The 13,106-nt window shown below is 72.1% G+C and carries 13 protein-coding genes; 12 read left to right on the top strand and 1 reads right to left on the bottom strand.

Annotated features, from left to right (window positions below):
* Positions 1-364 precede the first annotated feature (364 nt).
* From ACFVT2_RS42625 to ACFVT2_RS42650, 6 genes are all read left to right on the top strand, one after another.
* Entirely contained in the window at positions 365-1,147 is a 783-nt protein-coding gene (locus tag ACFVT2_RS42625) for a 2-keto-4-pentenoate hydratase (RefSeq protein WP_390027717.1), read from the top strand.
* 88 nt (positions 1,148-1,235) lie between these two features.
* On the top strand, positions 1,236-2,162 hold the full coding sequence (locus ACFVT2_RS42630) for an acetaldehyde dehydrogenase (acetylating) (protein ID WP_390027750.1): 927 nt from the start codon (positions 1,236-1,238) through the stop codon (positions 2,160-2,162).
* The gene (gene dmpG / locus ACFVT2_RS42635) at positions 2,159-3,184 is read left to right on the top strand and encodes a 4-hydroxy-2-oxovalerate aldolase (protein ID WP_390027720.1); all 1,026 of its coding nucleotides are present in this window, start codon (positions 2,159-2,161) and stop codon (positions 3,182-3,184) included. Before ACFVT2_RS42630 ends, dmpG begins: the two co-directional genes overlap by 4 nt.
* 13 nt (positions 3,185-3,197) lie before the next feature.
* Positions 3,198-4,334 carry a Rieske 2Fe-2S domain-containing protein gene (locus tag ACFVT2_RS42640; RefSeq protein WP_390027722.1) on the top strand — a complete coding sequence of 379 codons (1,137 nt, stop codon included), beginning with the start codon at positions 3,198-3,200 and terminating at the stop codon, positions 4,332-4,334.
* An 11-nt stretch (positions 4,335-4,345) separates the two neighbouring features.
* Positions 4,346-4,615: a hypothetical protein gene (locus tag ACFVT2_RS42645; protein ID WP_390027725.1), complete on the top strand. Its 270-nt coding sequence runs from the start codon at positions 4,346-4,348 to the stop codon at positions 4,613-4,615.
* The gene (locus ACFVT2_RS42650; RefSeq protein ID WP_390027728.1) at positions 4,608-5,690 is read left to right on the top strand and encodes a 2Fe-2S iron-sulfur cluster-binding protein; all 1,083 of its coding nucleotides are present in this window, start codon (positions 4,608-4,610) and stop codon (positions 5,688-5,690) included. The genes ACFVT2_RS42645 and ACFVT2_RS42650 overlap by 8 nt, the downstream gene beginning before the upstream one ends.
* A 104-nt stretch (positions 5,691-5,794) precedes the next feature.
* Here ACFVT2_RS42650 and ACFVT2_RS42655 read toward each other — a convergent pair whose 3' ends face one another.
* On the bottom strand, positions 5,795-6,670 hold the full coding sequence (locus ACFVT2_RS42655) for an IclR family transcriptional regulator (protein ID WP_390027731.1): 876 nt from the start codon (positions 6,668-6,670) through the stop codon (positions 5,795-5,797).
* Positions 6,671-6,886: 216 nt separating this feature from the next.
* Between ACFVT2_RS42655 and hsaA the strand changes: the two genes are divergently transcribed.
* From hsaA to ACFVT2_RS42685, 6 genes are read left to right on the top strand one after another with little or no spacing between them, the layout of a single operon-like run.
* On the top strand, positions 6,887-8,056 hold the full coding sequence (hsaA, locus tag ACFVT2_RS42660; protein ID WP_390027734.1) for a 3-hydroxy-9,10-secoandrosta-1,3,5(10)-triene-9,17-dione monooxygenase oxygenase subunit: 1,170 nt from the start codon (positions 6,887-6,889) through the stop codon (positions 8,054-8,056).
* Positions 8,053-8,916: a 4,5:9,10-diseco-3-hydroxy-5,9,17-trioxoandrosta-1(10),2-diene-4-oate hydrolase gene (hsaD, locus tag ACFVT2_RS42665; RefSeq protein ID WP_390027737.1), complete on the top strand. Its 864-nt coding sequence runs from the start codon at positions 8,053-8,055 to the stop codon at positions 8,914-8,916. Before hsaA ends, hsaD begins: the two co-directional genes overlap by 4 nt.
* A 27-nt stretch (positions 8,917-8,943) precedes the next feature.
* Positions 8,944-9,840: a VOC family protein gene (locus ACFVT2_RS42670; protein WP_390027739.1), complete on the top strand. Its 897-nt coding sequence runs from the start codon at positions 8,944-8,946 to the stop codon at positions 9,838-9,840.
* Entirely contained in the window at positions 9,828-10,313 is a 486-nt protein-coding gene (locus tag ACFVT2_RS42675) for a flavin reductase family protein (protein ID WP_390027742.1), read from the top strand. The genes ACFVT2_RS42670 and ACFVT2_RS42675 overlap by 13 nt, the downstream gene beginning before the upstream one ends.
* Positions 10,314-10,316: 3 nt before the next feature.
* The gene (locus ACFVT2_RS42680) at positions 10,317-11,225 is read left to right on the top strand and encodes a MaoC/PaaZ C-terminal domain-containing protein (RefSeq protein WP_390027745.1); all 909 of its coding nucleotides are present in this window, start codon (positions 10,317-10,319) and stop codon (positions 11,223-11,225) included.
* 26 nt (positions 11,226-11,251) lie between these two features.
* On the top strand, positions 11,252-12,916 hold the full coding sequence (locus ACFVT2_RS42685; RefSeq protein ID WP_390027747.1) for an FAD-dependent oxidoreductase: 1,665 nt from the start codon (positions 11,252-11,254) through the stop codon (positions 12,914-12,916).
* Positions 12,917-13,106: the final 190 nt, after the last annotated feature.

The following is a 13,106-nucleotide window of genomic DNA, read 5'->3' on the forward strand; positions in this document are numbered from 1 at the left end:
AAGAGACAGGTCCTGCACACCCACCCCTCCGACCCGACACCGCACCCCGAAAGCCCCGCGCAGCGGACAACACCCCACGCCGCCAGGCGAAACGGCGCCGCACCTGGCAACGTACGAGACTCGGCCAAGCGCAGCGGCCCAGCCCCGCGCAGCGGACAACAGCCACGCCGCCAGGCGAAACGGCGCCGCACCCGGCAACGTACGAAGGGCCCGCGCCGTCAGGCGCAACCGCGAGAACCCCCACGGCGAGGCAGCCAACAACGTGGGAGGCCACAATTCCCGCTGAGCGGGAACGCACGCTCCCCCGCCGCCCGCCGCGGCCCTTAGCCTCCCGGCACAGACCGACCGCCCCGTGGAGGACCATATGCTCACGGACCGCCAACGGCAGCTCGCGGCACGGCAGTTGCGTGATGCCGAGCGCACCGGCCGGCCCATCGCCCCGCTCACCGGGGAGTTCCCCGGCCTCGACGCCGACGACGCCTACGAGATCCAACTGCTCAACATTCAGGAGCGGCAACGGGCGGGCGCCACCGTCACCGGGCACAAGGTCGGGCTCTCGTCCGAGGTCATGCAGCGGATGATGGGCGTCGACGAGCCCGACTACGGCCATCTGCTGGACGACATGGAGCTGCACCCCGGCACCCCCGTCCCGCTCGCCCGCTACTGCGCCCCGCGCATCGAGGTCGAGGTCGGCTTCGTGCTCGGTGACGATCTGCCGGGCGAGGGCTGCACCCCCGACGACGTTCTCGCCGCGACCGAACGGGTCGTCCCCGCCTTGGAGTTGATCGACAGCCGGATCCGCGACTGGCGGATCACGCTGCCCGACACCGTCGCCGACAACGCCTCCTCCGCCGGGTACGCCATCGGCGACGGCCGTGACCCGCGCGAACTGGATCTCAAGGCCGTCGACGCGGTACTGCACCGCGGGACCGAGCGGATCGCCGAGGGCCGCAGCGACGCCGTGCTCGGCGACCCCACCCTCGCCGTTGCCTGGCTCGCCCGGACCGTCGCCCGCTTCGGCGTACCCCTGAGGAAGGGGCATCTGGTCCTGCCCGGCTCCTGCACCCGGGCCGTCGACGTCGCTCCCGGGGCGACCTTCACCGCCGACTTCACCGGGCTCGGCCCGGTCTCGCTCTCGTTCGTCTGAGGTTCCGTCGGCCGGGAGGCCCCCGCGGGCCGGCCCGGCCACCGGCGGATCCACAGCTCCCCTCAGCCCCTTCACCCGAGAGGTGATGATGTCCCGCACGACCAAGGCCACCGCGGCCATCGTCGGTTCCGGCAACATCGGCACCGACCTGCTCTACAAGCTCCGGCGCTCCCCGCTGATCGAACCCCGCTGGATGATCGGCGTGGACCCGGACAGCGAAGGGCTCGCTCGGGCCCGCCGCGCCGGTATCGAGGCCAGCCACGAGGGTGTGGACTGGCTCCTGGCCCAGGACGAGACCCCGGACCTGGTCTTCGAGGCCACCTCCGCCGCCGTTCACCGCGCCAACGCCCCGCGCTACGCCGAACGCGGTATCAAGGCCATCGACCTGACCCCGGCCGCGGTCGGCCCCGCCGTCGTCCCGCCCGCCAACCTCACCGCGCACCTCGACGCCGACAACGTCAACATGATCACCTGCGGCGGACAGGCCACCATCCCCATGGTGTACGCGGTCTCCCGGGTGGTCCCGGTCCCGTACGCGGAGATCGTCGCCTCGGTCGCCTCGGTGTCGGCCGGGCCCGGAACCCGCGCCAACATCGACGAGTTCACCCGTACCACCGCCCGCGGCATCGAGCAGATCGGCGGCGCCGGGCGCGGCAAGGCGATCATCATCCTCAACCCCGGCACGGAGAGATCGGCGGCCGGCGCCGCGGGGCCGGTCATCATGCGCGACACCGTCTTCTGCTCGATCCCCGAGGACGCCGACCGGGACGCCATCGCCCAGTCGGTCAAGGAGGTCGCCGAGCAGGTCGCCACCTACGTTCCCGGCTACCGGCTGCGGGCCGAGCCGCAGTTCGACGATCCGTCGGTGGTCAACGGCGGGATGGCCCGGGTCGCGGTCTTCCTGGAGGTCGAGGGCGCCGGCGACTTCCTGCCGCCGTACGCCGGCAACCTCGACATCATGACCGCCGCCGCCACCAAGGTCGGCGAGGAGTTCGCGAAGGGCATGCAGGCATGAAGAGCTACTCCGACACCCTCGACATCCGCATCACCGACTCCTCGCTGCGCGACGGTTCGCACGCCAAGCGGCACCAGTTCACCGTCGAGGACGTACGGTCCGTCGTCGCGGCGCTGGACGACGCGGGCGTGCCCGTCATCGAGGTCACCCACGGCGACGGGCTCGGCGGTTCCTCCTTCACCTACGGGTTTTCGAAGACGCCGGAGCAGGAGCTCATCAGGGCCGCGGTGGAGACCGCCCGGCGGGCGAAGATCGCCTTCCTGATGTTGCCGGGCCTCGGCGTCAAGGACGACATCCGGGCCGCGCACGGTAACGGCGCCACCGTCTGCCGGATCGCCACCCACTGCACCGAGGCCGACATCTCCGTCCAACACTTCGGACTGGCCCGCGAGATGGGCCTGGAGACCGTCGGATTCCTGATGATGGCGCACTCCACCACCCCCGAGGCGCTCGCCCGGCAGGGCCGCATCATGGCGGACGCCGGCTGCCAGTGCGTCTACGTCGTCGACTCGGCCGGCGCGATGGTGATGGACGACGTCACCGAGCGCGTCCAGGCACTGGTCGCCGAGCTCGGCGAGGACGTCCAGGTCGGCTTCCACGGCCACGAGAACCTCGCCCTGGGCACCGGAAACTCGATCGCCGCGATCCAGGCCGGCGCCCGCCAGATCGACGGCTCCACCCGCCGACTGGGCGCCGGAGCCGGCAACACCGCCGTCGAGGCGCTGGTCGCGGTCTGCGCCAAGATGGGCATCCGCACCGGCATCGACGTACTGAAGATCATCGACGCGGCGGAGGACGTGGTCCGCCCGGTCATGGACGGCGAGTGCCAACTCGACCGGCTGGCCCTCCTGATGGGCCACGCCGGGGTCTACTCCAGTTTCCTCAAGCACGCCTTCCGGCAGGGCGAGCGGTACGGCGTGCCCGCCGCGCAGATCCTGCTGCGCGCCGGTGAACGCCGGCTCGTCGGCGGCCAGGAGGACCAGCTCATCGACATCGCCGTCGAACTCGCGGCGCAGAAGTAGCAGGGAGAGAACGATGACCGCACTCAACGACGAGGCCCGTGTCATCGAGGCGGCCGCGCCGCCCACCCGGTTCGCCCGGGGCTGGCACTGCCTGGGCCTGGCCGAGACCTTCAAGGACGGCCAGCCGCACGAGATCGAGGCGTTCGGCACCAAACTCGTGGCCTTCCAGGGCGCGGACGACGGTGAACTGCACGTCCTCAACGCCTACTGTCCCCATATGGGCGGCAACCTCGCCCGCGGCAGCGTCAAGGGCGACACCGTGGCCTGCCCGTTCCACGACTGGCGCTGGTCCGGGAACGGCCGCTGCGCCGGCATCCCGTACGCCCGCCGGGTCCCGCCGCGGGCCCGCACCCGGGCCTGGACGGCCCTGGAGCGCAATCAGCAGCTCTACGTCTGGCACGACCCCGAGGGCAACCCGCCGCCGCCCGAGGCCACCATCCCCGAGATCGCGGGCGCCGGTCACCCCGACTGGTCCGCCTGGTCCTGGAACACGCTGCGGGTCGACAACTCCAACTGCCGGGAGATCGTCGACAACGTCGTGGACATGGCGCACTTCTACTACATCCACTACTCGTTCCCGACGTACTTCAAGAACGTCTTCGACGGGCACATCGCCACCCAGTACATGGAGTCCTCGCCCCGCGGCGACATCGACCTGACCACCCCCGCCTCGGTCGGCGACCTCCGCTCCGACGCCTCGTACTACGGCCCGTCCTACATGATCGACAAGCTGTGGACGGAGGTCGGCGCCGAGGTCGAGATGGAGTCCGTCCTCATCAACTGCCACTATCCGATCGACGCCAACAGCTTCGTGCTGATGTACGGCGCGATCATCAAGAAGCTGCCCGGCATGACCGACGAGGAGGCCGCCGAGGCCGCCCGGATGGCGTCCGAGGGGCTGAAGGTCGGCTTCGAGCAGGACGTGGAGATCTGGCAGCACAAGACCCGCATCGACAACCCCCTGCTGACCGAGGAAGACGGCCCGGTCTACCAACTCCGCCGCTGGTACGAGCAGTTCTACGTGGATGTCGCCGACGTCAAGGACGAGATGGTGCGCCGGTTCGAGTTCGAGATCGACACCGAACGGGCCAACACGGCCTGGCGCGCCGAGGTCGCCGACACCCTCGCCCGCCGCGCGGCCGGGGCCTGACGGTGCGGCCCGTGATCTGCGGGACCTGCGGGAACGAGGTCCTGTGCGAGAAGTTCAGCCCCGCGCACACCCAGGTGCAGTGGACCGGCGACGCCGCCGAGAGCTGCCCGCGGATCGGTGCGCGGGTGGCGGCCGGCGAGCCGAGCGCCCGGGTCCGCTCCTGCGACGCGCTGCGCGCCAGCATCGCCCGCGCGCTCGCCGACGGCAGCCTGGTGGTGGCCGACAAGGACGGCAACCCGGTGCCGGGCGCGGCCGCGGAACCGGCGGTGGCCGATGCCTGAACCGCTCACCCACCGGCTGCGGATCGCCGAGGTGATCGACGAGACCGCCGACGCCCGCTCGCTGGTCTTCGAACCGCACCCTCAACTCCCTTACGTTCCAGGGCAGTTCCTCACGTTCAAGCTGCCAGGGCGGGACGGTGGGGCGGCGGCCCGCTGTTACTCCCTCGCCAGTTCCCCGCACACCGGCGAACCGATGAAGGTGACCGTCAAACGGGTCCCGGGCGGCCACGGCTCCAACTGGCTGTGCGACCACGCCCGGCCCGGCACGGAACTGGAGGTGCTGCCACCGGCCGGCACCTTCACCCCCGCCGGCCTCGACACCGACCTGCTGCTCATCGCCGGCGGCAGTGGCATCACCCCCGTGATGTCGGTCCTGAAGTCGGCGCTCACCCAAGGCACCGCCCGGCACGTCCTGCTCTACGCCAACCGCACCGAGTCCGCCGTCATCTTCCGCGGCGAACTGCGCGAACTGGCCGAGGACTATCCGGACCGGCTGGCGGTCCTGCACTGGTTGGAGAGCCTCCAGGGGCTCCCCGACCCGGGGCGGTTGGCCGCCGTCCTCGCCCCGCACGTCGGCCGCGAGGCGTACCTGTGCGGTCCGCAGCCGCTCATGGACGCCGCCGAACAGGCCCTGCGCTCCCTGGGCGCGCCCCGCGAACGGCTGCACCGGGAGCGGTTCTTCTCGCTCAGCGGCGCCGCGGCGTTCGAGGCGCCCGAGCCGGTCGAGGCGCCCGAACCGGTCGAGGCGGCCGCGGCGGCCGGCGCGGACCGGCCGGGCGACCGGGATCAGCCCGATCCGGGCGGCGCCACCGCCCACGTCGAGCTCGACGGTGAGACCCACCAGGTCCCTTGGCCGGTCGGCACCCCGCTGCTGGACGCCCTGCTGGCCGCCGGGGTCGACGCGCCGTACTCCTGTCGCGAGGGTGCCTGCGCGGCCTGCACCTGCCGGGTCGTCAGCGGCGAGGTGACCATGGCCCACAACGAGGTGCTGGACGCGGAGGACCTGGCCGAGGGCTACATCCTGGCCTGCCAGGCGGTCGCGACCGGCGGCGAGGTGGGGATCAGCTACAGCTGACGGGCGGGGGCGGTGGGGGCGGCGGGAAACTTTCCCGTCGCCCCCACCCCACGTCCGCGCGCCGCCCCCGCCGCACCTCCCGTCACGTCCCCGTCACGTCCCCCTCACACCCATTCGCTGTCCCGCAGCCAGGCCAGGGTGTTCGCCATCGCCGCCGGCGACAGCACCGGCCCCGGGGGCGGCATCTCGGCGGCCCGGTGCGGCCGGACGGTGCGCCGCCCCGGCCCGAACAGCGACCGCCACACCGTCCGCGCGCAGTCCGCCACGGCCGGGGCGAGCCGGTCCAGATCCCGGTGCGCGCCGTTGCCGGAGAGCGAGATCGCGGCGATCGCCCGGCCCGAACCGCGCAGCGGCACGGCCACGCACGACACCCCCCGGTACGCCTCCTCGTGGTCGTAGGCGATCCCACGGGCCCGCGCCGTCGCCAGTTCGGTGCGCAGCGCCTCCGGCCGACAGAGGGTCCGCGGCGTACGCGGCCGCAGCCCGCGCCGCACCACCTGCTCCACCACCGCGTCGTCGCTGAACGCCAGGATCGCCTTGCCGGAGGCCGTGCAGTACGCCGGCTGCCGGCCGCCCACCCGCGACGGCACCACGGTGTCCGCCGCCCCGCCGATCCGCTCCACGTGGACCACCTCGGCGTCGTCCAACACCGCCAGGTGCACCAGGTGCCCGGTCGCCTCGTGGAGTTCGTGCAGATGGGGCAGGGCCGCCCGGCGCAGCCGGTGGTGGTGGGAGGCGAGCGCGCCGAGCTCCAGCATCCCCATGCCCAGCCGGTAGCCGCGGCCCTCTCGCTCCAGCCAGCGCAGCCCCAGCAACTGGTCCAGGATCCGGTGCGCCGACGAGCGCGGCACCCCCGAGCGCTGTACCACCTCGGTGAGGGTGAGCCGGGCCTCGGTACTGCTGAACGCGTTCATCACCCGCGCGGCCTTCTCCAGTAGCGACAGCGGCCCGCATTCGCCCCCGGCAGTCTGCTCCGGCATCGGCACACCTCCCACAACAACGGCGAAACCCCAGGTCCAGGCCGAAACGGAGGCCGCCTACCGGGTTCTCGCGGATTGTCGGGAACGTTGCCAGCCCTCCCGCTGAGTGGGAAGAGGGTATTTCGTTTCGGAATAGTAAAGCGTAGGTTCCTGCCACCCCTGCCGCGGGACGGCGCGGCAGGGCCCTACCTCAGATCGAATCGAGAGGGGATGTGCATGCGCGACGAAGACGTCCTCGCAGCGGTCCGCGAACTCGCCCCCACCCTGCGTGAACGCGCCGCCGAGGCGGAGGAACTGCGCCGGGTGCCCGACACCTCCATCAAGGACCTCGCCGAGACCGGCTTCTTCCAGCTCCTCCAGCCCCGGGCGTACGGCGGACTCGCCGCCGACCCGCTGGTGTTCTACCGGGCCGTCAAGGAGATCGCCCGGGCCTGCGGCTCCACCGGCTGGGTCGCCTCGGTCGTCGGAGTCCACCCCTGGCACGTGGCGCTCTTCGACCGGCGGGCCCAGGACGAGGTCTGGGGCGAGAGCCGGCACACCCGCATCAGCTCCTCCTACGCCCCCACCAGCCAAGTCACCCCGGTCCGCGGCGGCTTCAAGATCTCCGGCCGCTGGCACTTCTCGTCCGGCTGCGACCACACCGACTGGGCGCTGCTCGGCGGACTGGTCACCAACGCCGACGGCAAGCCCGTCGAGGTCTACACCTTCCTCGTGCCGCGCACCGACTACCGCATCATCGACGTCTGGGACACCGTCGGCCTGCGCGGTACCGGCAGCAACGACATCGTCGTCGACGACGTCTTCGTCCCCGAGCACCGTGCGCTCGGCTTCGGCCCGGTCAGCGCCCTCGACTGCCCCGGCCACGCCGTCAACCCCGAACCGCTCTACCGGCTGCCCTACGCCGCGGTCTTCACCACCACCATCTCCACCCCCCTCGTCGGCATCGCCGAAGGGGCCTACGAGGGCTACGTCGCCGCCACCCGGGAACGCTTCCGGGTCTCCTACGGCCAGAAGGTCGTCGAGGACCCCTTCGCCCAGGTCCGGATCGCCCGCGCGGCCAGCGACATCGACGCCGCCTGGCTCCAACTCAGCCGGAACATCAGCGAGTTGTACGACCTCGCGGTGCGCGGCGAGGACCTGCCGATGGCCCTGCGCACCCGCGCCCGGCGCGATCAGGTGCTCGCCACCGAACGTGCGGTGGCCGCCGTGGACCTGCTGATGGAGAACTCCGGCGGCAAGGCCATGCGCACCGGCCCCAACGCCGTCCAGCGCGCCTGGCGCGATGCGCACACCGGCCGCGGCCACGCCGCCAACGACCCGGAACGCGCCCTCGTCCTCTACGGCCAGGCCGCCCTCGGCCTCGACATCCAGGACACGATGCTGTGACCACCCACGCGAACCTCAGCTACGAGAGCACCTCGAAGACCGCCAAGTCCGGGGAGCTCACCCTCCACTACAACGAGGCCGGCGACCCCGCCGCAGCCGCCGTGATCATGCTGCACGGCGGCGGCCCCGGCGCCTCCGGCTGGTCCAACTTCGGCCGCAACCTGCCGGTCTTCGCCGAGCACTTCCGCACCCTGCTGGTCGACCAGCCCTGCTACGGCGCCTCCGACAAGCCCGAGCCGACCAAGGACTTCTTCTCCTTCGCGGCCGACGCCGTCGCCGCCCTCATGGACCAACTCGGCCTGGAGAAGGCCCACTTCGTCGGCAACTCGCTCGGCGGCGGCACCGCTACCCGGATGGCGCTGGACCACCCGGACAAGGTCGACAAGCTCCTCCTCATGGGCCCCGGCGGCATCTCCGTCAACCTCTTCGCCCCCGACCCCACCGAAGGCATCAAGAAGCTCTTCGCCTTCAACGGCACCGCCGAACCCACCCGCGCCATGATGCGCGACTTCCTCACCACCCTCGCGTACGACCCCGCCCTGGTCACCGACGCGTTCGTCGAGGAGCGCTACGCCCGCGCCACCGACCCCGAGGCCAAGCTCGGCAACGACCGGATGGCCGCCTCGTTCGCCAAGTGGCCCGCCGACACCATGCTCTGGCGCGAGGCCCACCGCATCACCCACCCCACCCTGCTCACCTGGGGCCGCGAGGACCGCGTCAACCCGCTCGACGGCGCCCTGGTCGCCCTCAAGACCATCCCCGACGCCCGGCTGCACGTCTTCCCGCACTGCGGCCACTGGGCGCAGACCGAGAAGTTCGACGAATTCAACCGCCTCGCCCTCGACTTCTTCCGCCCCTGACGCCACCCGGCACCGAAAGGCACGGCCATGGACATTCGCTCTCTGGGCTATCTGCGCATCGAGACCGCCCGGCTCGCCGAGTGGCGCACCTACACCCTCGACATCCTCGGCATGGTCGAGGCCGAGGGCAGCACCGACGAGGTGCTGCACGTCCGCATCGACGACCGGATCCGCCGCTTCTCCTTCGAGGCCGGCGCACAGGACCGGCTGCTGGCCGCCGGCTTCGAGGTCGCCGGAGCCGCGGCGCTCACCGAGGCGGCCACCGAACTGGAGGCCGCCGGCGTCGCCGTCAAGTACGCCGACCAGGCCACCCTCGCCGACCGCCGCGTGCAGGGTCTGATCCACTGCACCGACCCGGCCGGCAACCCCCTGGAGATCTACTGGGGCCAGGCCCAGGACCACACCCCGCTCGGCACCCCCTACGGCAACCGCTTCGTCACCGGCGACCACCTCGGCCTCGGCCACGTCGTCCTGCCGGCCACCGACATGGACGCCGCCGTCGCCTTCTACGAGGACCTGCTCGGCTTCCAACTGCGCGACCGGATGAAACTCCCCCCGATCGCCGTCCCGACCGGCGAACCCGGCCGCGACCACTACTGGATGAACTTCCTCAGCCCCAACGCCCGCCACCACAGCCTCGGCCTCTACCCCGGCGCCCTGCCGCCCGGCATCGTGCACTTCATGGTCGAACTGGAGACCCTCGACGACGTCGGCTTCTGCCTGGACCGGATGAACAAGGCCGGCATCCCCATCGCCTCCTCCCTGGGCCGGCACTCCAACGACCACATGGTCTCCTTCTACGCCCAGGCCCCCGGCGGCTTCCAGGTCGAATACGGCTGGGACGGCCTCCTCGTCGACCCCGCCACCTGGGTCACCAAGGAGATCACCGCCGACAGCTTCTGGGGCCACCAGTGGAACGGCTGATCGACCCCACGGCGTTCCGGGACGTCCTCGGCCGGTTCGCCAGCGGCATCACCATGGTCGCCACCCTCGGCCCCGACGGCGCCCCCGCCGGACTCGCCTGCCAGTCCTTCGCCTCGCTCTCCCTCGACCCGCCACTGATCCTGCTCTGCGTCGGCAAACACTCCACCAGCTGGCCGCGGATCGAGGCCGCCGGCCGCTTCGCCGTCAGCATCCTCGCCGACGAGCACCGGGAGGCGTGCGCCGCCCTCGCCGCGTCCGGCACCGACAAGTTCGCCGGACTGGCCTGGCGCCCCGGCCCGCACGGCACCGTCCACCTGGACGGCGCGCTGGCCACCGTGGACTGCGAACTGGACGCGGTCCACGAGGCCGGCGACCACCTCCTCGTCACCGGCCGGGTCCTGGACCTGACCGCCCGCGAGGACGGCGCACCACTGCTGTACTTCCGCGGCGGCTACGCGACGGGAGCCTTCTAGGACATGGCCAACTCCCTCTTCGGCAAGCTCAGTCCACCACCCCTCGACGTCGCCCGGGTCACCTCCGCACCCCCCGTACGCACCGAGGTCACCTGGGACGACCGCGACGTACGGCTCTACCACCTCGCGCTCGGCGCGGGCGTCCCCGAGACCGACGACCGCGAACTGGCCTACGTCTACGAGCGGCACGCCCGCGGCCTGACGGTGCTCCCCACCTTCGGCACCGTGGCCGGCGGCACCGGCGGCATCGGCTTCCAGGTCTTCGACCTGCCCGGCGTCCACCTGGACCTGGCGCAGGCGCTGCACGGCGGCCAGGAGATCACCGTGCACCGCCCGCTGCCCGCCGCCGCCCGGGCCACCGCCGTCACCCACGTCCCCGCCGTGTACGACAAGGGCCGGGCCGCCGTCCTCGTCCAGGAGTCCACCCTCCTCGACGAGGACGAACGCCCCCTGCTCACCCAGCGCAACCACATCTTCGTGCACGGCGCCGGCGGCTTCGGCGGCGACCGCGGCCCGAGTGACCCCACCCCCGTCCCCGACCGGGCCCCCGACCACCTCTTCGACCTCCCGACGCTGCGCCAACAGGCCCTCCTCTACCGCCTGACCGGCGACTGGAACCCGCTGCACGCCGACCCCGCCACCGCCCGCGCCGCCGGCTACGACCGCCCGATCCTGCACGGCCTGTGCACCTTCGGCATGGCCGTCAAGGCCGTCACCGACCGGCTGCTGCGGTCCGACCCGACCAAGGTCACCGGCTGCCGCACCCGCTTCGCGGGCGTCTTCCTCCCCGGCGAGACCCTGCGGCTGCACCTGTGGCACCACCCCGACGGCAACGGCTACCTGCTCCGCGCCACCGCCCCGGACCGCGACGACGCGGTGGTCCTCAGCCACGCCGCCATCACCGTCCGCTGACCGCCCACCGCACCAACGGAGCTGCGATGAAAGACAGTTGGGACCACACCTACGACGTCGTGATCGCCGGGTCCGGCGCGGCCGGCTTCGCCGCCGCGCTCACCGCCCGGCTGCGCGGCCTGCGCGCCCTGATCATCGAGAAGACCGACCACTACGGCGGCTCCACCGCCCTGTCCGGCGGCGCGATCTGGGTACCCACCAACTTCCACCTCGACGCCGCCGGCCTCGGCGACACCCGCGAGAAGGCCCGCGCCTATCTGGACGCCACCGTCGGCGACCGCGTCCCGGACGCCCTCAAGGACGCCTACCTCACCAACGGGCCCCGCATGGTGCGGGAGTTCCACGACCGCACCGCCGTCCGGTTCGTCTACACCCCCGGCTACTCCGACTACTTCCCCGAGCGGCTCGGCGGCTACCCGCAGGGCCGCTCCGTCGAACCCGCCGTCTTCGACTTCACCACCCTCACCGCCGAACAGCGCCGCACCATGCGCCGCGCCGGCCTGCCCACCTACGGGCTCACCATCACCAGCCACGACTTCCGCTACCTCAACATGGTCGCCCGCACCTGGGCCGGCCGCCGCACCTCCCTCAAGGTTGGGATACGCGCCGCCAAGGCCCTCGCCACCGGCGCCAAACCGCTCTCCCTCGGCGAGGCCCTGATCGCCCGGATGCGGCACTCCCTCGCCACCCTCGGCGGGGACCTCTGGCTCTCCACCCCCCTCACCGGCCTCGTCCAGGAGAACGACCGCATCACCGGCGTCCGCGCCCTCCGCAACGGCCGCGAGGTCACCATCCAGGCCACCGGCGGCGTCATCCTGGCCTCCGGCGGCTTCTCCCACAACCAGCAACTCCGCGAGAAACACCTCCCCGCCCCCACCTCCACCGCCTGGTCCTCCGCCTCCGAGGGCCAGACCGGCGACGCCCTCCAACTCGGCATCGAGGCCGGCGCCGCCACCGACCTCCTGGACAAGGTCTGGGGCGCCCCCTCGGTCTGCCCGCCCGGCGAACGCCCCTTCTTCCTCGTCGCCGACCGCGGCATCCCCGGCATGATCATCGTCAACCAGGCCGGCGAGCGCTACGCCAACGAGGCCGCCCCGTACCACCAGTTCGTCGACGCGATGTACGCCGCGCACACCCCCGAAGCGTCAACCGTCCCGTCCTGGCTGATCCTCGACGCCCGCTCCAAGTCCCGGTACCTCTTCACGGGCCTCTTCCCCGGCCAGCCCTTCCCCCGGAAGTGGCTCGCCGACGGCTTCATCAAGAAGGCCGACTCGGTCGCCGACCTGGCACGCGCGACCGGCACCCCCGCCGACCGCCTCACCGCCACCCTCGACCGCTTCAACGCCTTCGCCCGGGCCGGCCGCGACGAGGACTTCCACCGCGGCGACAGCGTCTACGACCGCTACTACGGCGACCCCACCCTGCCCAACCCCAACCTCGCCCCGCTCACCAAACCGCCCTACTACGCCATCCCCGTCCACCCCGGCGACATCGGCACCAAGGGCGGCCTGGTCACCGACGCGGACGCCCGCGTACTACGGGAGGACGGCAGCCCCGTCGACGGCCTCTACGCCTCCGGCAACGTCTCGGCCGCCCCGATGGGCGAAACGTATCCCGGGCCCGGGGCGACGATCGGCCCCGCGATGACCTTCAGTTGGGCGGCGGTCAACCGGGTCGCTGCGGGGGGTTGAGGCTTCCCACGTTGTCGGCGTTCCCGCCGTGGGGGTTGCTGTTTTTGCGCCTGGCGGCGCGGGCGTTGCCGCTGTGCGGCGGCGTTTCGCCTGCGGCGAGCCGTTGTCCGCTGCGCGGGCTGTTCGGCCGCGGTGCCGGGGCTGTGGGGCTGGGGTGTGCCGGACTGCTTCGCTTTACGTCCGGCACACC

Source organism: Streptomyces sp. NPDC058000, assembly GCF_042886435.1.
Taxonomy (GTDB): Bacteria; Actinomycetota; Actinomycetes; order Streptomycetales; family Streptomycetaceae; genus Streptomyces.